The sequence below is a fragment of the Phycicoccus sp. Soil748 genome, from assembly GCF_001428025.1.
GTDB lineage: Bacteria > Actinomycetota > Actinomycetes > Actinomycetales > Dermatophilaceae > Pedococcus.
Genome location: NZ_LMSC01000005.1, coordinates 518,105 through 541,068, shown reverse-complemented (window position 1 = coordinate 541,068; position 22,964 = coordinate 518,105). Strand labels below are relative to the sequence as shown.

The following is a 22,964-nucleotide window of genomic DNA, read 5'->3' as shown; positions in this document are numbered from 1 at the left end:
CCATCAACCCGCCGTTTCCGGCTCAGGTCTTCGGGGCAACCGTTGTAGGTTATTCGCTTCGCAACTTGGGCGTCAAATCCCGTCCTCGCTCTGCGAGGCACCGGGATCGAAGCGCGCTTGGCGTTCGGCGATGACTCAACTGTAGACCATGATCGGCGAGACGCCAAAATCGAGGTCCCAGGCACCTCCAGCTGGCGGCTGAGGAGCCGCCGCAGAGGCCCTCCCGGCGCGAGAACTGTTGCAGCGCAATGCCTTTGGTGCCCCGGGTGGTTCCAGGAGGCCGGTTTCACGCCTGGATCAGGTGCGTGGACGGCTCCAGGACCACGCATAGGCACCGTCGTCGACCGCCCGGCCGCCCTCCCCCAGCTCCAGCGGGCGGAAGGTGTCGACCATGACGGCGAGCTCGTCGAAGTACTCCGCCCCGATCGAGGCCTCGCTCGCTCCGGGCTGCGGGCCGTGGGCGTGGCCGCCCGGGTGCACCGAGACAGAGCCCTTGCCGATGCCGGAGCCCTTGCGCGCCTCGTAGTCGCCGTCGACGTAGAACATGATCTCGTCGCTGTCGACGTTCGAGTGGTAGTACGGCACCGGGATCGACAGCGGGTGGTAGTCCACCTTGCGCGGCACGAAGTTGCAGATGACGAAGTTCCAGCCCTCGAAGACCTGGTGCACCGGCGGCGGCTGGTGCACCCGCCCGGTGATGGGCTCGAAGTCGCGGACGTTGAAGGCGTACGGGTAGAGGCAGCCGTCCCAGCCCACCACGTCGAGGGGGTGGAACGGCAGCGTGTGCGCAGTGCCCACGATCCCGCCGGGGCCGTTGCCCCGGTGCTTGATGAGGACCTCGGTCTCCTCGTCGGCCTTGGCCCCGATGTCCTCGGCGAGCAGCGGGCCGGCCGGGCCGCGCAGGTCCCGCTCGCAGTACGGGGCGTGCTCGAGGAGCTGACCGTAGCGCGACAGGTAGCGCTTCGGCGGTGCGATGTGGGAGTTGGCCTCGATGCAGTAGGCGCGCAGCGGCTCCTTGGTGGAGCGCTTGGGGATCCACCGGTGGGTCGTGGCCCGGGGGATCACGAGGTAGTCGCCCTCGGCGACGTCGAAGGCGCCGAACACCGTCTCCACGCGGGCCCGTCCCCGCTCGACGTAGACGCACTCGTCCCCCACGCCGTTGCGGTACCAGGGGCTGGGAGCGCCGGCGACGGCATACGAGATGCGGACGTCGCCATTGCCGAGCACGAGCCGGCGCCCGGTCACCACGTCGGTGCGCTTGACGTCGGCGGCGGTGAACAGCTCGTGCAGCTTGAGGTGCCTCGGCACCAGCGGGTGGTTGGGCGTCGTGGACAGGTCACCGATGGTCCACTCCCGCGCCGCGACCACCGTCGAGGGGATGTTGCGGTGGTAGAGCAGGGAGGAGTCGGAGGAGAACCCCTCCTCCCCCATGAGCTCCTCGTAGTAGAGCTCGCCGGCGCGGCCGCCGCGGGCGGGTCGCCGGTGCTGCGTGTGCCGCTTGGGCGGGATGTCACCCATGGCCTGGTAGTGCGCCACTGTCCACCTCGTCGTGGTCTCGTCGGCTGGCTCCGCCGCTCTCGCAGAGGGACCGCGGGCCGGGTCCTCGGCCCGCTGCCACCCTAGTAGCCTCGCCGCCATGACACCGTCGTCGGAGGCCGCCTCCCAGCGCGTCGCCGACCCGACACTGTTCACCGGGCTCGTGGACGACGCGGCGGTGTTCCCTCCGGGCAACGCCCCGCTCGGGGAGGCCGTGCGTCGCCACCGGTTCCACCGGGCCGCCGCGTACGCGCCGCTCGTGGGACCGCTGCTCGTCCCGGTCGCCGACGCGGGCCGGCTCGAGACGGTCGTGGCGAGCACGTCCTCCGCAGCGAGCCCACCCCTCGAGGTGGCCTTGGTGGCGCGGCCCGGCGTCACGACGGCGGAGACGCAGACCGCCGTCACCACGCTGGTCGCAGCCGGCGGAGTGACGCCGGTCGGGGTGGAGATGGCGTGGTCCCCGCAGTGGCGGGACGCGCAGCTGCAAGGGCTCCCGCTGACCCTCGAGGTGGACCGCGACGAGCACCAGGCACAGGCGCTCGACGACCTGCGGCGAGCACTGGACGAGGGTCTGGCCGTGCAGGCCAAGTTCCGCACCGGCGCCACCCCGACCTGGCCGTGGCCGACCGAGCAGGAGCTGGCGGCCTTCGTCGCGGCCGCGGTACGCCGCGAGGTCCCGTTCAAGCTCACCGGCGGCCTGCACCACCTGGTGCGCGGCACCCGGGCCGAGGGCGAGCAGCACGGGCTGCTCAACGTGCTGCTGGCGGTCCACCGTGCCGTGGCCGGCGACGGCCCCGACCTGCTCACGGCAGTCCTCGCGGACCGGGCGGACGACGACCTCGCCCGCCGTGCCGGCGCCCTCGCCGCACACGACGTGGCATCCATCCGCAGGAGCTTCACGGCATACGGGTGCTGTGAGGTCACCGACCCGATCAGCGAGCTCATGACGCGCCGCCTCATCCAAGGAGCCTGACCGTGCCCGACCAGACCACCGAGACGAGCCCCGCCCCCGGCCCCGTCCGCTCGTGGCTCGACGTCCCCGCCGACCACCCCTTCGGGCTGCAGACCCTCGCGTACGGCGTCTTCTCCACCGAGGGCACCGCGCCGCGCGTGGGTGTCCGCGTCGGCGACCTCGTCCTGGACGCCGGGGCGTGCGCCGAGCGCGCCGGTATGGAGTCCGGTGAGGTCTGGCTCGCGCCCACCCTCAACCCGTTCCTCGCCCAGGGTCGCCAGGCCTGGGGCGCGGCGCGTGCCTGGCTGACGGAGGTGCTCACCCAGGACAGCCATCGTGACTGCGTCGAGCCCTACCTGGTGCCCCTCGAGCAGGTGCGGATGCACCTGCCGTTCGAGGTCGCGGACTACGTCGACTTCTACGCCAGCGAGCAGCACGCCACCAACGTGGGTCGCCTGTTCAGGCCGGACTCCGAGCCGCTCACTCCGAACTGGAAGCACCTGCCCATCGGCTACCACGGAAGGGCGGGCACGGTCGTCGTCTCCGGCACCGACGTGGTCCGCCCCAGCGGGCAGCGCAAGGCGCCCTCGGAGGCTGCGCCGACCTACGGCCCCAGCGTCCGGCTCGACATCGAGGCCGAGCTGGGCTTCGTCGTGGGCGGCTCGACCGTGATCGGGCAGCGGGTGTCGGTCAACGACGCCCACGAGCACCTCTTCGGCGTCGTCCTGCTCAACGACTGGAGCGCCCGGGACATCCAGGCGTGGGAGTACGTGCCGCTCGGGCCCTTCCTCGGCAAGTCCTTCGCCACGAGCATCTCGGCCTGGGTCGTGCCGCTGGACGCCCTGGCCTCCGCCCGCGTCCAGCTGCCGACGCAGGACCCCCAGCCGCTGCCCTACCTCGTCGGTGACGGCACGGCGTACGGGCTGGACATCCACTACGAGGTGGAGCTCAACGGCACCGTGGTCTCCCGCCCCGAGTACCGGGACCTCTACTGGTCCCCCGCCCAGATGCTCGCCCACCTCAGCGTCAACGGAGCCTCGGTGCGCCCCGGCGACCTGTTCGGCTCGGGGACCATCTCCGGGACCGACCGCGGCACGCGCGGCAGCCTGCTCGAGCTGTCGTGGAACGGCGCGGAACCGGTGACGCTGGCCGACGGTTCCACCCGCTCGTTCCTCGAGGACGGCGACGTCGTCGTGCTGCGTGCCTGGGCGCCGGGACCCGGGGGAAGCCGGGTCGGGCTGGGCGAGGTGCGGGGCACCATCGTCCCCGCAGCCGACTAGGGACGGGGAGCGCGCCCCACGACGACGTTGGTCCGGCCGACCTTGTCGTGCAGGGCCTGCTTCTGCGGGTCCCAAGAGGCCCACAGCAGGTCGAGGACGCGCACGAGGAGGGCCAGCACGCCGAGCAGCGGCACGATCTGTCCGACGAAGAGCACCACCGGCAGGGCGACACGGCGCAGCGCCTCACCCGTCGAGAGGCGACCCGGCCGGTCGCGCAGGCGCACCCTGATGCCGACAGCAAGCTTGCCGGGCGTCGCGCCGAACCGGGTGAGGAAGAACGTCTGGTAGAGGACGAACACCGCGATGGCAACCACGCTGTAGGCCATCAGGGCGCGGGTGTCGATGCTGTCGGCGAGCGCGGTCAGGTCCGGCTGCCGGCCGCTCTCGGCGTTGCCCACCATGGTGTTGAACTGGTCGACGTAGTCGCCCATCGCCTTGGCGAGGAAGTAGTAGCCGACGATCGCGGCAAGGACGCCCTGGACCACCCAGTCGAGGATGAAGGCGCCGACCCGCTGCCAGTACGACGCGAGCGGCTGCCCGTCAGGGGTGCTCGGCTGGGCCGTGGGCAGCCCGCCGTACGCCGGCGGCATCCACTGCCCGGGCTGGGGACTCCCGGGGAACTGCTGGTTCGGGTGCTGCCACTGCGGCGGAGCCGTCGGCGGCAAGGGGCGCTGCGCCCCGGACTGGGCCCCCGACTGGGCCCCGGGCTGGGCGCCGGGCTGCTGGGCGCCGTACGGCTGACCCGGCGGGACCGACGACGCGGGCTGGCTGGGCTGCACCGGCGCGGGAGCGGCCTGACGCGTGGAGCGCGGGGTGGTGTGCTTGGTCCAGACGACGCCGTCGAAGTAGCGCAGCTGCTCGGCGTCCTCCGGGTCGTCGAACCAGCCGGCGTGCGTGGGCGTCTGCATGGGATCAGCCTCTCACGCGCGGACCCGCGTCCAGCCAGGGGCGCGGCGCGCGCGGCGCCCCTGCGGGCCACGGGCGCGGTGCCCGCCGGGCGGCTGCCTCCGGCCGACCCTAGGGTGGTTGGCCATGAGAGATCCCAGCAACTCGGTCCTGCGCACCAAACCCGTCGAGGACGTCCTGGCCCAGGCGGACGACGCGGGCACCGAGGCCGGCGGCGAGGTCACCCACCTGCGGCGGCGGCTCGGTGCGGTGGACCTCATGGGGTTCGGCATCGGGATCGTCATCGGCACCGGCATCTTTACCCTCACCGGCATCGAGGCCAAGAACCACGCCGGCCCGGGGGTCGTGTTCTCCTTCGCCATCGCCGGGCTCGTGAGCCTGCTGGCGGCGCTCTGCTACGCGGAGATGGCGGCCGCCGTGCCCACCGCCGGCAGCGCGTACACCTACGCCTATGCGACGATCGGTGAGGTCTTCGCGTGGATCATCGGGTGGGACCTCATCCTCGAGTTCGCGCTCGGCGCCGCCGTCGTCGCGCGCGGCTGGTCCGGCTACATGCAGGAGCTGTTCGGCCTGCCCACGTCCCTGTTCGGCGAGAAGGCGCCCGTCAACGTGGGCGCCGTCGCGATCGTCCTCGTGCTCGGCGTCGTCGCGATCGTCGGCATCCGCGAGAGCGCGCGCGTCACCAACGCCCTGGTGGCCGTCAAGGTCGCCATCTGCGTCTTCGTCATCGTCGCCGGTGCGTTCTTCGTCAAGGGCGCCAACCTCACGCCGTTCGTGCCGCCGTCGCGACCGGTCGCCGAGAGCGTCTCGGGCCTCAAGCAGCCCCTGAGCCAGGCGGTGTTCGGCATCGAGCCGACGGCGTTCGGCTTCGCCGGGGTCCTGACTGCCGCCGCCGTGGTGTTCTTCGCCTACACGGGCTTCGAGGCCGTCGCGAACCTCGGCGAGGAGACGCGCAAGCCCAGCCGCGACCTGCCGCTCGGCCTCCTCGGCACCCTCGGCATCTGCACCGTGCTCTACATCGGCGTCTCGCTGGTCATCACCGGCATGGTCCCCTTCGGCGAGCTCAACGAGGGCGCCCCCATCGCCAGCGCGTTCGAGTCGGTCGGGGCGGACTGGGCCGCCACGCTCATCTCGATCGCGGCGGTGGCCGGCCTGACCTCGGTGATCCTGGTCGACATCGTCGCCATGGGTCGGATCGGCTTCTCCATGGGTCGCGACCGCCTCCTGCCCCCCGCGGTGGCCAAGGTGCACCCGAAGTGGGGCACGCCGTACCGCATCACCATGGGCACGATCGTGCTCGTGGCGCTGCTCGCCGCCCTCGTCCCGCTCAAGGACCTCGCCGACCTGGTGAGCATCGGCACGCTGTTCGCGTTCGTCGTGGTCTCGCTCGCGGTGCCGATCCTGCGCCGGACCCGCCCGGACATGAAGCGACCGTTCCGGGTGCCCTTCAACCCCGTGATCCCCGTGCTGTCGGCCCTGGCCTGCCTCTACCTGATGACCAACCTGTCGCTCGAGACGTGGTCGCGGTTCCTGGTGTGGATGCTCGTGGGCTTCGTCGTCTACTTCACCTACGGGCGCCGCAACGCCCGCCTGGCGCAGCGCGACTGAGCAGCCGGGGCGAGTGAGCCGCCTTCCGCAACAGACGAGGGCCGGTACGCCGCGTGGTGACCACGCGGCGTACCGGCCCTCGTCGTGTGGGAGGCTGCCTCAGAGGTTGCCGCGGGCGTCCTGCTCGCGCTCGATGGCCTCGAACAGCGCCTTGAAGTTGCCCTTGCCGAAGCCGAGCGAGCCGTGCCGCTCGATGATCTCGAAGAAGACCGTCGGACGGTCGCCGAGGGGCTTGGTGAAGATCTGCAGGAGGTAGCCGTCCTCGTCACGGTCGACCAGGATCTTGCGGCTCTGCAGCTCCTCGATCGGCACGCGGACGTTGCCGATGCGAGCGCGAAGCTCCTCGTCCTCGTAGTACGAGTCGGGGGTGTCGAGGAACTCCACACCCTCCTTGCGGAGCTCGTCGACGGTGCGCAGGATGTCGTTCGTCGCCAGGGCCAGGTGCTGGGCGCCCGGGCCGTCGTAGAACTCGAGGTACTCGTCGATCTGGCTCTTCTTCTTGGCGATCGCCGGCTCGTTGAGCGGGAACTTCACGCGGTGGTTGCCGTTCGCCACGACCTTGGACATCAGGGCCGAGTAGTCGGTGGCGATGTCGTCGCCGATGAACTCGGCCATGTTCACGAAGCCCATGACCTTGTTGTAGAAGGTCACCCACTCCTCCATGCGGCCCAGCTCGACGTTGCCGACGATGTGGTCGAGGGCCTGGAAGAGACGCTTGGGGGCACCCTCCCGCTTCTCGAAGGTGGACGTCTTGGCGACGTAGCCGGGCAGGTAGGGGCCGGTGTAGCGGGACCGGTCGACGAGGCTGTGCACGGTCTCGCCGTAGGTGGCGATCGACGCGATCCGGACCGTGCCGTGCTCGTCGGTGATGTCCTCGGCCTCGCGGACGACACGGGCACCGGCGGCCTTGGCCTGGGCGACGCACTTGTCGACGTCCGGGACCTCGAGGGCGATGTCGACGACACCGTCACCGTGCTTGGCGTGGTGGGCGATGAGGGGGCTGTCGGGGGTGACCGCGCCGTTGATGACGAAGCGGATCGAGCCGGACTTCAGCACGAACGACTTGTGCTCGCGCTGGCCGTTCTCCGGACCCGCGTAGGCCACGAGCTCCATGCCCCACGCGGAGATGTAGTAGTGCGCGGTCTGGGTCGCGTTGCCGACGACGAAGACGATGGAGTCCCACCCGGTGACCGGGAAGGGGTCCTTCGACTCGTCGTACTCGACGAGGCCGACGAGCTGCTTGAGCTGCTCGATGTCGAGGTTGGCCTCGCGCTCCTGCGGGGTCAGGTCAAGGGTGGTGTCCGTCATGGCTGCAGCGTGGCGGGTGGGTCGGGTGTGTGCAACCGTACGCGGTGGAGTTGGGCAGAGTGCGCAGAGTGCCTGCTCATACCCCGGCGAGGGTGGACAATGTGACCATGATCCTCGACGACCTCGACCGTCGCGTGCTCGCGCTCTTCGCCGACCAGCCGCAGGTGGGCGTGCTCGGGGCCTCCCGGGCCCTCGGCGTCGCCCGCGGGACCGTGCAGGCACGGCTCGACCGGCTGGCGTCCCGCGGCGTCATCCGGTCCTGGGCCCCGCAGCTCGACCCGGCCGCGATGGGCTACCCCGTGTCGGCCTTCTGCACGCTGGAGATCCGCCAGGGCCGCGGCCACTCCCCCGTCGTCGAGCACCTGCAGGCGATCCCCGAGGTGCTCGAGGCGCACACCATCACCGGTTCCGGGGACGTGTTCATCCACATCGTCGCCCGGGACAACGCCGACCTGCAGCGGGTCATCGACGCCGTGGTCGACGACCGCCACGTGGTGCGCGCCAACACCACGATCTCGCTGGCCACCCGCATACCGCTGCGCACGCTGCCCCTGGTGGAGTCCGGCGGCTGAGGCAAGCGCCGTGTGATGACCCGAAGTCCCAGACTTCGGGTCACCTGGGGTCACATTGAGCCGAAGTCCCAGACTTCGGGTCACCTGGGGTCACATTGAGCCGAAGTCCCAGACTTCAGGGCACTGGGGTCGGTTTGGGCCGAGGTCTGGGACTTCGGGCTGGTGGTGGCGTGGCGCCGGCCCTCAGCGGCGGCCGACGAACCAGGCGCGGATCTTGTCGATCCGGGCCGTCACCTGCTCGGAGGTGGCCTCCTCGAGGGAGGGCCCACCACAGGCGCGGCGCAGGTCGTTGTGCACGACGCCGTGGGGGGCGTTGTTCTTGCGCGCGTAGGCGGCGACGAGCTTGTTGAGCTCCTTGCGCTGCGCAGCCAGCGCCCGGTGCGCCGACACCGGCGCGGGCTCGGCCGCCTTGGGTCGGCGCCCGTGCTGGGCGGTCTGCCGCTCGTGCAGCAGGACCGCCATCTGGTCGGGCTCGAGCAGCCCCGGCAGGCCGAGGTACTCCTGCTCCTCGTCCGAGCCCACGACGGCGTTGAGGCCGAACTGCTTGGCGTCGAATAGCACGTGGTCGAACTCGGCGTCGGACTCGAGCGCCTCGAAGGTGAGCTGCTCGATGTCAGGCGTCCGGGTGGTGCGGTTGGCCGCCTCGAGGAGCGCGTCCTCCTCGGCCCACATGGCCGCGGCGCTGCCGTCGTCCTTCTGCGGCCGGTCGAGCGCGTGGTCGCGCTCGTCCTCGAGGCGCGCGGCGTGCTCGAGGATGACTGGCACCGAGGGCAGGAAGACCGAGGCGGTCTCGCCACGGCGCCGGGCGCGCACGAAGCGGCCCACGGCCTGGGCGAAGAACAGCGGGGTCGAGGTGGAGGTGGCGTAGACGCCGACGCACAGCCGGGGCACGTCGACGCCCTCGGACACCATGCGCACCGCCACCATCCACCGCGAGTCGCCCGCGGCGTACTCCTCGATGCGCTCGGAGGACCCGGCGTCGTCGGAGAGCACCGTCGTGACCTTCTCGCCGGTGATCGACTCGAGGATCTTGGCGTAGGCGCGGGCGGAGGTCTGGTTGGAGGCGATGACGAGGCCGCCCGCGTCGGGCACGCCGCGGCGTACCTCGGTGAGGCGCTTGTCGGCGGCGGCGAGGACCGACGGGATCCACTCACCCTTGGGGTCGAGTGCCGTCCGCCAGGCGTGGGCCATGGCGTCCTTGGTCAGCATCTCGCCGAGTCGCGCTGCGATCTCGTCGCCGGCCTTGGTGCGCCAGCGCATCGCGCCGCCGTAGGCCAGGAAGAGCACCGGGCGCACGACGCCGTCGCGCAGGGCCTCGGCGTAGCCGTAGGTGTAGTCCGCGGACGAGCGACGGATGCCGTCACGGTCCTCGGCGTAGGTCACGAACGGGATCGGGGAAGTGTCCGAGCGGAACGGCGTGCCCGTGAGGGCGAGGCGACGGGTCGCAGGCTCGAACGCCTCGCGGATGGCGTCACCCCAGGACAGGTTGTCGCCGCCGTGGTGGATCTCGTCGAGGATGACCAGCGTGGAGGCGGACTCCGTGCGCGTGCGGTGCAGCGACGGGCGGCTGGCCACCTGGGCGTACGTCAGGGCCACCCCGTGGTACTCGCTGGAGTGCCTGGCCGAGGAGTTGGAGAACTTGGGGTCGATGTGGATGCCGACCCGCGCCGCCGCCTCGGCCCACTGCGTCTTGAGGTGCTCGGTGGGGGCCACGATGGTGACCGCCGAGATGGTGCCGCGGCCGAGGAGCTCGGTAGCCAGGCGCAGGGCGTAGGTGGTCTTGCCGGCGCCCGGGGTGGCCACGGCGAGGAAGTCGCGGGGGTCCTGCTCGAGGTAGCTGCTCAGCGCGGCCTGCTGCCAGGCGCGGAGCTTGGAGGCCGTGCCCCAGGCCGCCCGCTCCGGGAAGGCTGGTGACAGGTGCGAAGCGGCGGCGGTACTCATAGGCGAGCCACGGTAGCCGCTGTCGGGAAACGACATGCCGGGGCCCCGGCATCGCTGCCGGGGCCCCGGGGTGTGCTAGCTCGTGCCAGCTCGTGCCAGCTCGTGCGAGTGGCCGCGCTGGTGCTACTTCCCCTGGCGGTAGGTCACCCAGGAGTTCTGCATGCGGGTGGTCTGGCCGGTGGTGAAGGTGTTCATGCACGCGTCGTCGGTGTAGTCCATGAAGTTCTTGATGGGGTCCAGGCCGGAGGACGAGGCGCAGCTGTCACGCCCGGTCGGGCAGCCGTAGGCGGGAGAGGCCTCGGCCGGGGTGTCGGAGACGTAGTCGCCCTGACCCGTGCACCCGCCCTGGAACGTGTGGTAGAGCCCGGCCCAGTGGCCGACCTCGTGGGTGGCGGTGTCACCGAGGTTGTAGGGAGAGGCGGTGCCGCCCGGGACGCTCTGGTCGAGGATGACGACGCCGTCCATGGCGTCGTAGCTCGACTTCGGGAAGGTCGCCCAGCCGAGCAGCCCGCCGGAGAGGTTGGCCGTGTAGATGTTGAGGTCGGCCATCGTCCCCTTGCGCAGCGTTGTCTTCATCGAGCGCTCGGCGCTGCTGCCCTGCGACAGGTTGTACCAGCTGCTGTTGTTGGTGGTGTCGGTCCCGGCGAGGGTGAAGCTGAAGCCGGACGACGCGTAGGCGTTGTTGAGGACCGCGAGCTGGTTATTGACCTGGCTGGAGCTGATCGCGCCCGCCGAACCACTGGTGATGACGTGCACGTAGACACGCACGGTGGTCGCGGCGAACGCCCCGCCGCCTCCCGGCTTGCGCGCCGAACCGTTGGCCGTCTTGGTGTAGCCCTTGGCAGCCATCGCCTTCGCCAGACCGGCCTCCATGGCCTTCGCCTGCGACGCGGAGAGCTCGTTGCCGTCCTGGCGGTTGCCGCCCCGGGCGGACCGGGCCGCGTTCACCGAGTCGTGGTGGGTGGCGCACTCGGCGGCGACGGTGCTCTCGCCGGCCATGGGCTGCGCGGTGGCGCTGCCCTGGCCCAGTCCGAGGGCGGCGGCCCCCAGCAGGAGGGACGAGAGTGCGATGCGGGATCGAAGCTTCATGGGCGTCCTTTCACAGGGCACCCGGCCTGCGGTGACCGGGGCCGACGCCGCGACGCTACGTTTCCCGCGGACTACCCGGTCTCAACGGCAGGTAAAGACTCGTTCGCAAAAGGGCAGGTCAGGGGGCCTGCGTCACTCGCCGCCGTCCTGCGGGGCCCGCAGACCCTCGTAGATCTCCTTGCAGGTGGGGCACACCGGGAACCTCTTCGGGTCGCGGCCGGGCACCCAGACCTTGCCGCACAGCGCCACCACCGGCTCGCCGGACAGGGCGCTCTCGAGGATCTTCTCCTTGCGCACGTAGTGGGAGAAGCGCTCGTGGTCCCCGGGTTCCTGCAGCTGCTCCTCGACCTGCTCGCGCTCGAGCACGGCGGTCTGCGTGGAGGGCTGGGCCGAGGGGGCCAGCGGGTCGTCCAGGGGGATCTGGGGCTCGCTCATGCCCCGAGTGTATGCCGCGGTCCCGGACGCCCATGGCGCCCGTTGGGCGTCAGTTCAGCTCGGGGTCGGAGGGGAATGTGGCCACGAAGGCGAGGTGGTCGCGCTGCCGGCGCAGCACGCGTACCCACAGCTGGGTGGGGTCGGCGTCGAAGGCGTCGCGGCCTTCGGACTCCACGACGTACCAGCTCCCCGCGCGCACCTCCTCCTCGAGCTGGCCGGGCGACCACCCGGAGTACCCGGCAAAGATCCGCAGCCCCGCCACCTCGGGCACCACGATCGCGGGAGGCGTGTCGAGGTCCACCAGGCCCAGTCCTCGGAAGAGGCGCTTGACGCCCATGGGCTCGACGTCGCCGGGCACGGTGACCAGCCCCAGGGCGCTGTCCAGTCCCACGGGGCCACCCTCGAAGAGGACGGCGGGCGCGGTGACGTGCGGCTGCCAGTCCGGCAGCACGGCGTCGACACGGGCCTCCATCGGCCGGTTGAGCACGACTCCCTGGGCGCCCTCGCTGTCGTGGTGGAGCAGGAGCACGACGCTGCGACAGAACACCCCCTCCTCGATCTGGGGTGTCGCGACGAGCAGGCTGCCCGACAGGTCGGTGTCCACCCCACCATCATGCCCACAGACGCCACAGCCCCGGTCGCGGGGACCGGGGCTGTGGCTGTTCGGTTGAGCTGGCGCCCGATCATCCGGGCGCCGACGGCGGCGTCAGCCGCGCGAGTAGCTGCCGCGCTCGCGCTGGCCGCCGGGGCGGTCACCGTAGGAGCGGTTGCCGCCCTGGCGCGGGCCGCGGGGGCCGCCACCGCGGGGGCCACCGCCACGCGGGCCACCGTGTCCACCGGGACGACGGCCGCCGCGCTTCTCGCCCTCGAGCACCCGGCGCACCTGGTCCTCGGGGACCGGGATGCCGCTGGGGGTGACGGCGCCGGTCGCCGCGAGGCGCTCGTCGCCGGGGACCGCCTTGGTCGGCACCGCGTCGATGCCGGCCTCGCGGGCCATGCGCTCCATGGTGCGGCGCTGGTGCGGGAGGGCCAGGGTCACGACCGTGCCCTTGTCACCGGCGCGGGCGGTGCGGCCCGAGCGGTGCAGGTAGTCCTTGTGGTCGGCCGGCGGGTCGACCTGCAGGACGACGGAGACGTCGTCGACGTGGATGCCGCGAGCGGCGACGTCGGTGGCGACGAGCACCGGCAGGCTGCCGTCGCGGAAGGCCCCGAGGACGCGGTTGCGCGCGCCCTGGTTGAGGCCACCGTGCAGCGCAGCGGCGAAGACACCCTGCTCGCGCAGCTGCAGCGCCACGCGGTCGGCGCCGAGCTTGGTGCGCACGAAGACGACGGTGCGACCCGAGCGGTTGGCGACCTCAGCGGTGATGGTCTTCTTGTGCATCGGGTCGATGAGCAGCACGTGGTGCTCCATCGTGGTGACCGAGGCCTTGGCGTCGTCGGTGGAGTGCGTCACCGGGTCGGTGAGGTAGCCGTCGACGAGCTTGTCGACACCCTTGTCCAGCGTCGCGGAGAACAGCATGCGCTGGCCGCCGGCGGGCATCTGGTCGAGGATCGCGGTGACCTCGGGCATGAAGCCCATGTCGGCCATGTGGTCGGCCTCGTCGAGGACGGCGATCTCGATGGCGTCGAGGATCACGGCCTCGCGCTCGACGAGGTCCTTGAGACGACCCGGGGTGGCGATGAGCAGGTCGACGCCGCGGTTGAGGGCGTTGATCTGCGTCGTGTAGGACAGGCCACCGGCGACGAGCTTGTGGCGCAGGCCGAGGACGTGCACGAGGGGCTCGAGCGCGTCGGAGACCTGCATGGCCAGCTCGCGGGTCGGCACCAGGACGAGGGCGCGGGGGCGACGCGGGGCCGCCTTCTGGCCGTTGTCCAGGCGCGACAGGGCGGGCAGGCCGAACGCGAGGGTCTTGCCGGAGCCGGTCTGGCCACGGCCGAGGACGTCCTTGCCGGCGAGGGCGTCGGGGATGGTCGCAGCCTGGATCGGGAACGGCGCGGTGATGCCGTCACGGGCCAGCCGCTCGACCAGGCGCGTCGACAGGCCGAGGGCGGCGAAGCCGTTGTCCTCGGCGACGGTCACGGGGCCGTCGACGCTCTTGCGGGTCGCCTTGACCCAGGTGTCGGCCTCCATGCGCTCGGCCTCGGGGTCCACCTGGTCCTCGAAACGGGGGGCGCGGTCGAAGCGGTCAGCGCGGCCCAAGTCACGGCGGGGTCCACGGTCGTCGCGGTTGAAGTCACGACGGGGACCGCGGTCGTCGCGGTCGAACGAGCGCTGCGGGCGGTCGTCGCGGTTGAAGGTGCGGGCCGGGCGGTCGTCGCGGTTGAACTCGCGGCGCGGGCCGCGGTTGTCATCGCGGTCGAACGAGCGCTGCGGCCGGTCGTCGCGGTTGAAGGTGCGGGCCGGGCGGTCGTCGCGGTTGAACGAGCGCTGCGGGCGGTCGTCGCGGTTGAACTCGCGGCGCGGGCCACGGTTGTCGTCGCGGTTGAACGAACGCTGCGGGCGGTCGTCGTTGGAGTAGCTGGTCACGGGGCGGTCCTCACGGGAGTAGGTGCTGCGCTGGGGGCGCTCGTCGCGGGAGAACTCGCGGCGCGGGCCACGGTTGTCGTCACGGTCGAAGCGACGGACCGGGCGGTCGTCGCGGGAGAAGTCACGGCGCTGGGGCCGCTGGTCACGGTCGAACTCGCGGCGGGGGCCACGGTCGTCACGGTTGAACGACCGCTGCGGGCGGTCGTCACGGTTGAAGGACCGCTGGGGGCGGTCGTCACGCGAGTCGCGGCGGGGGCCACGGTCGTCACGGTTGAACGACCGCTGCGGGCGGTCGTCGCGGGAGTCGCGGCGCTGGGGCCGGTCGTCGCGGTCGAACTCGCGGCGGGCCAGGCGGTCCGCGTCGCGGGCCGGACGGCTGGCATACGAGGACTTGCCGGCGCCACCGGCAGCGGACTGACCACGGTGGGCCTTCTTGGGGCCCTTCTTCGCGGCAGCCTTCTGGTCAGGGGTCCAACGGGCCTTTTTGGGCGCGCCGGATCGCAGGTTCTTGGGCACAGATGTTCAACTCACTTCAGGTGCTCGAGGTAGACACGTCTCGAGCCACCTGGCGAGGGAAGCGATGAAGACGAGCCTCAGGCGCGTCAGCGCCCGCTGGACCGGACCAACAGTTGTCATCCGGTGGGGCTCAGTCGGAATCGGGAAAACGTGGTGAGGCCACTGTGCCTCCGGTGGCGCTGCCAGGCGCCTGCCGAACTGAGCACCTCCACTCTACCAGCGCCGGAGACGTCTCCCGACCACCACGAGCGTGACGCCGAGCACCACTCCCCCGAGGTCGGCCACCGCGTCCCACGCATCACCGGACCGGTGGGGCAGCAGGAAGTGCTGGAGCAGCTCGCTCACGGGGGCGTGCAGCGCGAGGACCACCACGACGAGCCCGGGGCGCACCCGCCACGGACGGGCCACGAGGAGCAGCACCGTGGGAACGCCGAAGAGGAGCACGTGCACGACCTTGTCGGTCCAGGGCACCGGTCCCACGACGCTGACCCGCGGCCAGTAGATGGCGGCGAGGTGCACGACCACCGACAGGAGCGCGACCACCTGCACCACGGGGTGACGGCCCGCCGCAGCAACCGCGGGGACACGCGTCGTGTCGGTCGGCCGGGTCACCCGCTCAGGGTAGGCGGCGTGGTCGGCCGCCGCGGAATCGGTCACCCCCGACCGGTGTTGGCCCCCACGTGACTACGACGAACGACCTCACCCCCGATCCCACCGCCGGCCCGACGACCGACCCGGCTGCGCCCCGTACCCGGCCGCTGTCCCTGCTGGACTTCGTCGACGTGCCCGCCGGCCTGAGCGCCCAGGACGCGATCGCCCGCAGCACGCGGGTGGCGCAGGCGGCCGACCGGCTGGGCTACGCCCGGTACTGGATCAGTGAGCACCACAGCTTCGCCGGCCTCGCGAGCAGCTCGCCCGAGATCCTCATCGCCCACCTCGCGGGGCAGACGTCGGGGATCCGCGTCGGCGCCGCCGGGATCATGCTGCCCAACCACTCCCCGCTCAAGGTGGCCGAGTGGTTCAAGACGCTCGAGATGCTGCACCCGGGCCGCATCGACCTCGGCCTCGGCCGGGCGCCGGGAACGGACCAGCTCACGGCGTTCGCCCTTCGCCGGTCGCGCGAGGCCCTGACCGCGGACGACTTCCCGCAGCAGGCCGGCGAGCTGCTCGCGTTCCTCGCCGACAGCTGGCCGGAGGACCACCCGTTCCGGTCGGTGCTCGCGACCCCGGTGGTCGACACCTCGCCGGAGCTGCTGATGCTGGGGTCGAGCGGGTGGGGCTCGGCGTTCGCCGCGGCCAACGGCATGACGACGGTCTTCGCCCACCACATGGCACCCGAGCTCGCGGTGGACGCGCTCCAGGCCTACCGGCGCAACTTCCGGCCGGGGCCGCTCGGCGACACCCCGCGCGTCATCATCTCGGTGCTGGCCCTGGCCACCGACGACGAGGACGTGGCCGCCGACTTCCGGGCCGGCTGGGCGCTGCAGATGCGCCGCATCCGCAGCGGCGACACCACCCGGCCGAGCGCTGCGGAGATCCGCGAGTTCCGGCTCTCGGACGACTACGCCCGCGTTGCCCCCACCCTCGAGGGCCGGGTGTACGCAGGGCCGGCCGCCGACGTGGCCAAGGGCCTGACGGCGCTGGCGGACGAGGCCGGCGCCGACGAGGTCACCCTCGTGGCACCGACGCCCGACCTCGACGCGAAGCTGCGCAGCCTGGAGCTGCTAGCCGATGAGCTCGGCCTCGTCGCCCGTGGGTGAGGCGGCCTCGGCGACCGCCGCGCGCTCGGCGGCCTCCGGGCCCTGCCCGAGCACCGCGGCCTTGACCGCCGCCGCGACGACCTTCGACACGTCGGGGTGGAACACGCTCGGGATGATGTAGGCGGGATTGAGCTCGTCGGGGTGCACCACCTCGGAGAGCGCCTTGGCCGCCGCCAGCATCACGTCGAGGTCTATCGAGGTGGAGGCCGCGTCGAGCAGGCCGCGGAAGACGCCGGGGAACACCAGGACGTTGTTGATCTGGTTGGCGAAGTCCGACCGCCCGGTGGCCACGACGGCGGCGTGCTGGGCCGCGGCGATCGGGTCGACCTCCGGCTCGGGGTTGGCCATCGCGAACACGATCGCGTCGTCGTTCATCGTGGCGATGTCGTCGCCGGTGAGGATGCCCGGGGCGGAGACGCCGATGAAGACATCGGCACCGGCCACGGCCTCCTTGAGCGTCCCGGTCAGGCCGCGCCGGTTGGTGTTGGCGGCGACCCAGCGCAGGTTGTGCTGGCCCTCGGCCGCGAGGTCCTCGCGCCCGGCGTGCACCACGCCGTACTGGTCGGCGACGACGACGTCGCTGGCACCGGCCCGCAGGAGGAGCTTGAGGATCGCGGTGCCGGCGGCACCGGCACCGCTCAGGACCACGCGGGCCTCGCTGAGCTCCTTGCCGACGACCCGCAGCGCGTTGCGCAGCGCCGCCAGCGTGACGATCGCCGTGCCGTGCTGGTCGTCGTGGAAGACCGGGATGTCGAGCTCCTCGCGCAGCCGCGCCTCGATCTCGAAGCAGCGCGGGGCCGAGATGTCCTCGAGGTTGATGCCGGCGAACACCGGGCTGATGGCCTTGACCGCCGTGATGATCTCCTCGGTGTCCTGGGTGTCGAGGCAGATCGGGAAGGCGTCGATGTCGGCGAACCGCTTGAACAGTGCCGCCTTGCCCTCCATGACCGGCAGTGCGCCGAGGGGGCCGATGTTGCCGAGGCCGAGGACCGCCGAGCCGTCGGTGACCACGGCGACGGTGTTGCGCTTGATCGTCAGGCGGCGGGCGTCCGACGGGTTCTCGGCGATGGCCATGCACACGCGGGCCACACCCGGTGTGTAGATGAGCGACAGGTCGTCGCGGTTGCGGATCGGGACCTTCGACTCGATCTTGAGCTTGCCGCCGAGGTGCACGAGGAAGGTGCGGTCCGAGACCTTGCCGATCTCGACACCGTGGACCCCGCGCATCTGCTCGACGATCTCGTCGGCGTGCGCCGTGTCGCGCGCTGCGGCCGTGACGTCGACCCGGAGGCGGTCCGCGCCGGACGCGGTGACGTCGAGACCGGTGACCAGTCCCCCGTTCTTCTCGACGATCCCGGTCAGCTCGGAGACCGCGGTGGCGCGGGCGGGGAGCGTGAGGCGGACGGTGATGGAGTTGGACACGGAGGGCACGGCGGTCATGCCGTGCATTGTCCCGATTACCGCGGGGTACGCCGAACCGAGGTCCCCACGGTCTCGCCGACCGGGCGGTCGGCCCCATCGCGACCGGCATCGTCGGCTGTGCGGCCACGCCCGCGCACCAGGCCGATCGCGAGGATGACCGCGGCCAGCGCCAGGCTCAGGCCGAGCTCGAGCCGGTGGCCGGGGCGGACGAGCATGAGGACCAGCACGGCGGCGATGAAGGCGATGGTCACGTAGGTCAGCCCGGGGTACAGCCACATGCGCACGGCCGGCGTCGCGCCCTCGGCGTCGAGGGTGCGCCGCATCCGCAGCTGGGACAGCGCGATGACGAGGTAGACGAACAGGGCGATGGCGCCGGAGCTCGCCAGCAGGTAGCCGAAGATCTTCTCGGGCAGCAGGTAGTTGCCGATGACGCCGAGGAAGCCGACGGCCGAGCTGGCGATGATGGCGAAGGCGGGCACCCCGCGGGAGGTGACCCGGGACCAGGCCCTGGGGGCCTCCCCGCGCGTGGACAGCGAGAACGCCATGCGCGACGCGGTGTAGAGCGCGGAGTTGAGACAGCTGGCCACCGCCGTGAGGATGACGAGCTCCAGCACGGTGGTCAGCCCGCCGAGGCCCATGCGCTCGAGGGCGACCTGGTAGGAGCCGGAGCTCTGGTCCACCAGGGCCGGGTCGTTCCACCGAACCAGGGCGACCACCACGAAGATCGAGCCCAGGTAGAAGAGGCTGATGCGCCAGATCACCGAGTTGACCGCGCGGCGGATGCCGGCCTCGGGGTTGGGCGACTCGGCCGCGGCGATGGTGACGATCTCGGTGCCCATGAACGTGAACATCGTGACGAGCATCGCCGAGAGCACGGCACCGAAGCCGTTGGGCATGAAGCCGCCGTCGTGCCACAGGTGGCCGACGCCGGAGGTGTGCGACCCGGGCAGCACACCGAGGACGGCCAGCACGCCGGCACCGATGAACGCCACGATCGCGATGACCTTGACCAGGGCGAACCAGAACTCGAACTCGCCGTAGTTGCCGACGCTGAACAGGTTCGTCGCCACGAGCAGCCCGGTGATGAGCAGGGCGAAGAGCCACTGCGGCACCGCGGGGAACCAGTCGCCGAGGATCAGCGCCCCCGCCGTTGCCTCGACGGGGATGACGATGACCCAGAACCACCAGTAGAGCCACCCGATGGAGAAGCCGGCCCAGCGTCCGAGGGCACGGTCGGCGTAGGTCGAGAACGAACCGGTGTCGGGCTGGGCGGTCGCCATCTCGCCCAGCATGCGCATGACCAGCACGACGAGCGCCCCGGCGAGCGCGTAGGCGACGAGCACGGCGGGGCCGGCGGTCGCGATGGCCTTGGCCGAACCCACGAACAGTCCGGCACCGATGACGCCGGCGATCGAGATCATGGTGACGTGGCGCGGCTTCAGCCCGGCCTGGAGCTGGGTGTCCGCGACGCCCGGCGAACCGGGGCCTGTCCTGCCGTCCGTCGGGTGGGTCGCGGTGCTGCTCGTCGCTTCGCTCACCCCAAGGACTGTGGCGGCTCAGGACCGGGGGCGCAAACCGGGACGCCGGGGGCGCCGGCGGCGCAGGCGGCGCACGACGAGCTGGTGACCGGTCACCGACAGCCACAGGCAGACCCCCGCGAGCGGTAGCTCCACCAGCACCGCCATGGCGACCGCGACCCAGCGTTCGTGGGCCGTCGGTGACATCACCACGTCGAACCAGGCGTCGGTGACCAGCAGCGTCCCGGTGACGGCGGCCAGTGGAGGCAGGGTCGTGTGCAGGCGCAGGGCCGACCAGGCGGTGGCTGCCAGCGAGACCAGCATGGCCGCGTCGAAGCCACCCCAGGCGAGGTCGTAGTGGGAGGCGAAGTGGTGCCGTGGCAGGTTGAGGGACAGGTAGACCGTCCACGGGACCATGAGAGCGGCGAGCACCACGAAGACCCAGCCGACGAGCTGGACCGCACGGCTCGCCGTACCGGGCGGTGCCAGCTCGGAGGGCGCGTCAGCCATGACGGGTGGTCATGCCGTGTCCGCCAGCCGGGCCGTGAGCAGGTAGCGCTCGTGCTCGATCTCCTTGCCCCAGTAGACCGAGTCGGTCAGCTGCACCACCGCGGGCTCACCGACGAGCTCGCGCACCACAGCGGCCAGCTCGTGCGACGGGACCCCGGCGCGCCAGGGGGCCGCCGGCTTGCCGTCGGCGCCCTCCAGACCCCACCGGCCCTCGACGAGGACGAGGCGACCACCGGGCCGCAGCAGGCCGGCCCAGGCGCGCAGTGCCGCGAGCGGGTCGGGCAGGGTCCACAGGACGTGGCGGGCCAGCACCACGTCGAACGTGCCCGGTGCCAGGGGCGGCTCGCCGGCGTCACCCTGCACCACAGCCACGGCCCGGCCGAAGGGTGCCGCCTTCGCCGTGGCCAGGGCGACCATCTCCTCGGAGAGGTCGACCCCGCTCACCTCGTGGCCGAGCTCGGCCGCGAGGACCGAGAGCGTGCCCGTGCCGCAGGCGAGGTCCGCGACCCGGCTCGGGGTGGCCGGCAGCCACGTGCGCAGCAGGTCCTTCCACGCGGCGCGCATGTCGGGGTCGAGCAGGCCGTGGTCGGGGTACTCGTCGTACTCCGCGGCGAACTCGTCCCAGTAGTGGCGCACCTGCTCGACGTCGATGTCCGACGGCGAGGGCAGGCGGATCCCCTCGAGGGCCGGGGCGGGAGCAGCCGGGTGCTGGGTCATGCGGTGGTTCCTGTCCTGTTCCGACGGTGCGACCACCAGCCAACCACGTCGGGCCGACACCGCACGACCTACGCTGGGCCGATGAGCAGCCACATCGAGGTGAGCGGCACCGGCCAGGCCTCCGCGGTCCCGGACGTGGTGCGCCTGCGGGTGGGCGTCCGCTGCGAGGCCGACGACGTCTCCTCCGCCCTGACGGACGCGGCGGGCCGGACCGCCGCGCTCGCCCAGGCCGCCCGCGACCACGGGGTCGAGCCCTCGGACCTGCGCACCACCGACACCGGCGTGCAGCCGCGGCACGACCGGGAGGGCACCACGGTGCTGGGCTACAACGCCTACCAGACCCTGTCGGTGACGGTGCGCGACCCCGCTCGCGCCGGCAGCCTCGTCTCCGCGTTCGCGGGGGCGGCCGGCGACGCCCTCACCGTCGACCACCTCGGCCTCGAGCTGGCCGACCCACGGCCCCTGCTCGCGAGCGCCCGTGACGCCGCGTTCGCCGACGCCCGGTCCAAGGCCGAGCAGTACGCCGCGTTGGCCGGGCGGGAGCTCGGGAAGGTCCTCGCCGTGACCGACGTTGTGCAAGGAGGACCCCAGCCGCGGATGGCCCTGATGGCCGCGCGCACGACGGACGGTTTCGTCGAGCTGGGCGAGAACACCGTGACCACGACCGTCGTGGTCCGCTGGGACTGGAAGTAGGCACATGGCCAGCACGACCCTGACCGCGCAGAACTTCGAGAAGACCATCCTCGACGAGGGCACCGTCCTCGTCGACTTCTGGGCCGAGTGGTGCGGCCCGTGCAAGCGCTTCGGGCCGGTCTACGAGGCCGCCTCCGAGCAGCACCCCGACATCGTCTTCGGCAAGGTGGACACCGAGGCCGAGCAGGCGCTCGCCGCTGCCGCCAACATCACCTCGATCCCGATGCTCATGGCCTTCCGCGACGGCATCCTCGTCTTCGCCCAGGCCGGCGCGCTCCCCGCGCCCATGCTCGAGGACGTCATCACCAAGGTGCAGGCGCTGGACATGGAGGCCGTCAAGGCCGACGTCGAGGCACAGCGGGCGGGGGCGCCCCAGCAGGGCAGCTGACGCTCGGCCGCTGTGGCCCTCGGCTGCTGCGGCGGGGAGCCCGGTCGCAGTACGCCACACTTCAGCCATGACAACGTGGTGGGTCCAGACCCTCGGCTGGGCAGGGTCGTCGTTGCTGGTGTTCTCGCTCCTGCAGGCCCGGGTGCTGCGGTTCCGGCTGCTCAACCTGGTCGCGAGCTGCACGCTCACTGCGTTCAACGCCCTCGTGCACGTGTGGCCGATGGTGGCGATGAACGTCGTCATCGCCGGCATCAACATCGTCTTCATCTCCCGGCTGCTGCGTGAGCGGGGCGACGACAAGGTCTACGAGGTCGTGCCCGTCGGACCCGACGAGGCCTACCTGCAGCACTTCCTCAAGGTGCAGGCCGCGGACATCCGCAAGCACTTCCCCCGCTTCGAGCCCGCGACCGGGGATGCAGCGCCGGTCCTCGGCGAGGGCCGCAGCGCCTACCTCGTCGAACGCGGCAACGAGACCGTCGGGGTCGTCGTCGTGCGCGACGCCGGCGACGGGGTGGCGCAGGTCGAGCTGGACTACGTGACGCCGCGCTTCAGGGACTTCTCACCCGGGGAGTTCGTCTACCGCAGCAGTGGCCTCTTCCGGGGCAAGGGCATCCGGCGCATCATCACCCCGCCGGGGATGCTCAACCCCTACTACGCGCGGCTCGGCTTCCGTGCGGAGGGCGACCACTGGGTGGCCGACCTGGCCTGAGCGGTCCTGGCGGACGGTCAGGTAGAGGCGGTGCGCCGTGACGACCACCGCGGCCCAGGCCAGGCCGAGGGCCCAGCCGGCCACCACGTCGGTGAGCCAGTGGTGGCCGAGGAAGACGCGGCTCAGGCCCATGGTGAGCACGAACACCAGGCCGGCCCCCACGACGGCGGCGCGCCCGCGGGCAGACTCGACGCGGCGCAGCACGAGGTACACGGCCACACCGGTGAGGACGGTGGCGTTGAGCGTGTGCCCGCTCGGGAACGACGGGGAGGTCTCGAACGGCGGGACCGCGAGGGTCTGGGGCGGCCTGGCGCGGGCGACGAGGTCCTTGCCCGCGATGGTCATCGCCAGCGAACCCGCAGCCGCGATCACCATGAGCACCACGGGGGTCCGCGAGCGCCAGCGGAGGACCATCACCAGCGTCGCGAGCAGGGCGAGCACCGGCATGCCCACGGGTCCGCCCACGTCGGTGTAGAGGGTGACGGCATGGTCGAGCCCGCTGCTGCGCAGGCCCACCGCGGCGTCCAGCACGGGCCGGTCCAGCCCGGCCAGGCCGTCGGCCTCGACCACCGACTCGT

21 protein-coding genes and 1 pseudogene are annotated in these 22,964 nt (G+C 71.8%); 8 read left to right on the top strand and 14 right to left on the bottom strand.

All coding sequences use genetic code 11. The annotated features are described in order from the left end of the window. Positions 1-297 precede the first annotated feature (297 nt). Positions 298-1,536, bottom strand: a complete 1,239-nt coding sequence (locus ASG70_RS04975) for a homogentisate 1,2-dioxygenase (RefSeq protein ID WP_056882696.1) — start codon at positions 1,534-1,536, stop codon at positions 298-300. 100 nt (positions 1,537-1,636) lie between these two features. Here ASG70_RS04975 and ASG70_RS04970 point away from each other — a divergent pair, with 100 nt between their 5' ends. Continuing rightward, positions 1,637-2,509 carry a hypothetical protein gene (locus ASG70_RS04970; protein WP_056882695.1) on the top strand — a complete coding sequence of 291 codons (873 nt, stop codon included), beginning with the start codon at positions 1,637-1,639 and terminating at the stop codon, positions 2,507-2,509. Between the two features lie 2 nt (positions 2,510-2,511). Then, on the top strand, positions 2,512-3,768 hold the full coding sequence (fahA, locus tag ASG70_RS04965; RefSeq protein ID WP_056882694.1) for a fumarylacetoacetase: 1,257 nt from the start codon (positions 2,512-2,514) through the stop codon (positions 3,766-3,768). Here fahA and ASG70_RS04960 read toward each other — a convergent pair. Further along, a complete protein-coding gene (locus ASG70_RS04960) occupies positions 3,765-4,676 on the bottom strand; it encodes an RDD family protein (RefSeq protein ID WP_056882693.1) in 912 nt (303 codons plus the stop codon). The two genes, fahA and ASG70_RS04960, sit on opposite strands and share 4 nt — an antisense overlap. A 124-nt stretch (positions 4,677-4,800) precedes the next feature. On the opposite strand from ASG70_RS04960, the gene ASG70_RS04955 reads away from it, so the two are divergent. Further along, complete coding sequence (locus tag ASG70_RS04955) at positions 4,801-6,282, top strand: APC family permease (RefSeq protein ID WP_056882692.1); 1,482 nt, start codon at positions 4,801-4,803, stop codon at positions 6,280-6,282. A gap of 99 nt (positions 6,283-6,381) precedes the next feature. Here the strand turns inward: ASG70_RS04955 and hppD are convergent, their stop codons facing one another. Beyond that, positions 6,382-7,590, bottom strand: a complete 1,209-nt coding sequence (gene hppD, locus ASG70_RS04950; RefSeq protein ID WP_056882691.1) for a 4-hydroxyphenylpyruvate dioxygenase — start codon at positions 7,588-7,590, stop codon at positions 6,382-6,384. 107 nt (positions 7,591-7,697) lie between these two features. Between hppD and ASG70_RS04945 the strand changes: the two genes are divergently transcribed. Next, the gene (locus ASG70_RS04945; protein ID WP_056882772.1) at positions 7,698-8,162 is read left to right on the top strand and encodes an Lrp/AsnC family transcriptional regulator; all 465 of its coding nucleotides are present in this window, start codon (positions 7,698-7,700) and stop codon (positions 8,160-8,162) included. 183 nt (positions 8,163-8,345) lie between these two features. Here the strand turns inward: ASG70_RS04945 and ASG70_RS04940 are convergent, their stop codons facing one another. From ASG70_RS04940 to ASG70_RS04915, 6 genes are all read right to left on the bottom strand, one after another. Next, positions 8,346-10,103: a DEAD/DEAH box helicase gene (locus ASG70_RS04940; RefSeq protein ID WP_056882690.1), complete on the bottom strand. Its 1,758-nt coding sequence runs from the start codon at positions 10,101-10,103 to the stop codon at positions 8,346-8,348. A 123-nt stretch (positions 10,104-10,226) separates the two neighbouring features. Further along, the gene (locus tag ASG70_RS04935; protein WP_056882689.1) at positions 10,227-11,192 is read right to left on the bottom strand and encodes a zinc metalloprotease; all 966 of its coding nucleotides are present in this window, start codon (positions 11,190-11,192) and stop codon (positions 10,227-10,229) included. A 132-nt stretch (positions 11,193-11,324) separates the two neighbouring features. Beyond that, complete coding sequence (locus ASG70_RS04930; protein ID WP_056882688.1) at positions 11,325-11,627, bottom strand: DUF3039 domain-containing protein; 303 nt, start codon at positions 11,625-11,627, stop codon at positions 11,325-11,327. A 49-nt stretch (positions 11,628-11,676) separates the two neighbouring features. Next, positions 11,677-12,231 carry a YqgE/AlgH family protein gene (locus ASG70_RS04925; protein ID WP_056882687.1) on the bottom strand — a complete coding sequence of 185 codons (555 nt, stop codon included), beginning with the start codon at positions 12,229-12,231 and terminating at the stop codon, positions 11,677-11,679. A 102-nt stretch (positions 12,232-12,333) separates the two neighbouring features. Continuing rightward, entirely contained in the window at positions 12,334-14,670 is a 2,337-nt protein-coding gene (locus ASG70_RS04920) for a DEAD/DEAH box helicase (protein ID WP_056882686.1), read from the bottom strand. A gap of 213 nt (positions 14,671-14,883) precedes the next feature. Further along, positions 14,884-15,282, bottom strand: coding sequence for a VanZ family protein (locus ASG70_RS04915; RefSeq protein ID WP_235531339.1), 399 nt, complete (start codon positions 15,280-15,282; stop codon positions 14,884-14,886). Between the two features lie 68 nt (positions 15,283-15,350). Between ASG70_RS04915 and ASG70_RS04910 the strand changes: the two genes are divergently transcribed. Continuing rightward, positions 15,351-16,430 (top strand): LLM class flavin-dependent oxidoreductase, encoded by a 1,080-nt coding sequence (locus ASG70_RS04910; protein WP_200949188.1) that lies wholly within the window; start codon positions 15,351-15,353, stop codon positions 16,428-16,430. Here ASG70_RS04910 and ASG70_RS04905 read toward each other — a convergent pair. Genes ASG70_RS04905 through ASG70_RS04890 form a run of 4 tightly spaced genes read right to left on the bottom strand, consistent with a single transcriptional unit; the run spans position 16,395 to position 20,596 of the window. After that, positions 16,395-17,870, bottom strand: coding sequence for an NAD-dependent malic enzyme (locus ASG70_RS04905; RefSeq protein WP_056882769.1), 1,476 nt, complete (start codon positions 17,868-17,870; stop codon positions 16,395-16,397). The genes ASG70_RS04910 and ASG70_RS04905 overlap by 36 nt on opposite strands. 17 nt (positions 17,871-17,887) lie before the next feature. Continuing rightward, the gene (locus ASG70_RS04900) at positions 17,888-19,390 is read right to left on the bottom strand and encodes an amino acid permease (RefSeq protein ID WP_255353789.1); all 1,503 of its coding nucleotides are present in this window, start codon (positions 19,388-19,390) and stop codon (positions 17,888-17,890) included. A gap of 18 nt (positions 19,391-19,408) precedes the next feature. Beyond that, positions 19,409-19,879, bottom strand: a complete 471-nt coding sequence (locus tag ASG70_RS04895; protein WP_056882685.1) for a hypothetical protein — start codon at positions 19,877-19,879, stop codon at positions 19,409-19,411. Between the two features lie 9 nt (positions 19,880-19,888). After that, positions 19,889-20,596, bottom strand: coding sequence for a class I SAM-dependent methyltransferase (locus ASG70_RS04890; protein ID WP_082590099.1), 708 nt, complete (start codon positions 20,594-20,596; stop codon positions 19,889-19,891). Positions 20,597-20,677: 81 nt separating this feature from the next. Here ASG70_RS04890 and ASG70_RS04885 point away from each other — a divergent pair, with 81 nt between their 5' ends. The 3 genes from ASG70_RS04885 (at position 20,678) to ASG70_RS19160 (ending at position 22,386) form a co-directional block, all read left to right on the top strand. Beyond that, positions 20,678-21,289: an SIMPL domain-containing protein gene (locus ASG70_RS04885; protein WP_056882684.1), complete on the top strand. Its 612-nt coding sequence runs from the start codon at positions 20,678-20,680 to the stop codon at positions 21,287-21,289. 4 nt (positions 21,290-21,293) lie between these two features. After that, complete coding sequence (gene trxA / locus ASG70_RS04880; protein WP_056882683.1) at positions 21,294-21,677, top strand: thioredoxin; 384 nt, start codon at positions 21,294-21,296, stop codon at positions 21,675-21,677. A 67-nt stretch (positions 21,678-21,744) separates the two neighbouring features. Next, entirely contained in the window at positions 21,745-22,386 is a 642-nt protein-coding gene (locus ASG70_RS19160) for a YgjV family protein (RefSeq protein ID WP_056882682.1), read from the top strand. Between the two features lie 42 nt (positions 22,387-22,428). On the opposite strand, the pseudogene ASG70_RS19835 reads toward ASG70_RS19160, so the two are convergent. Further along, a pseudogene (locus tag ASG70_RS19835) lies at positions 22,429-22,761 on the bottom strand (phosphatase PAP2 family protein); the annotation flags it as partial. Positions 22,762-22,964: the final 203 nt, after the last annotated feature.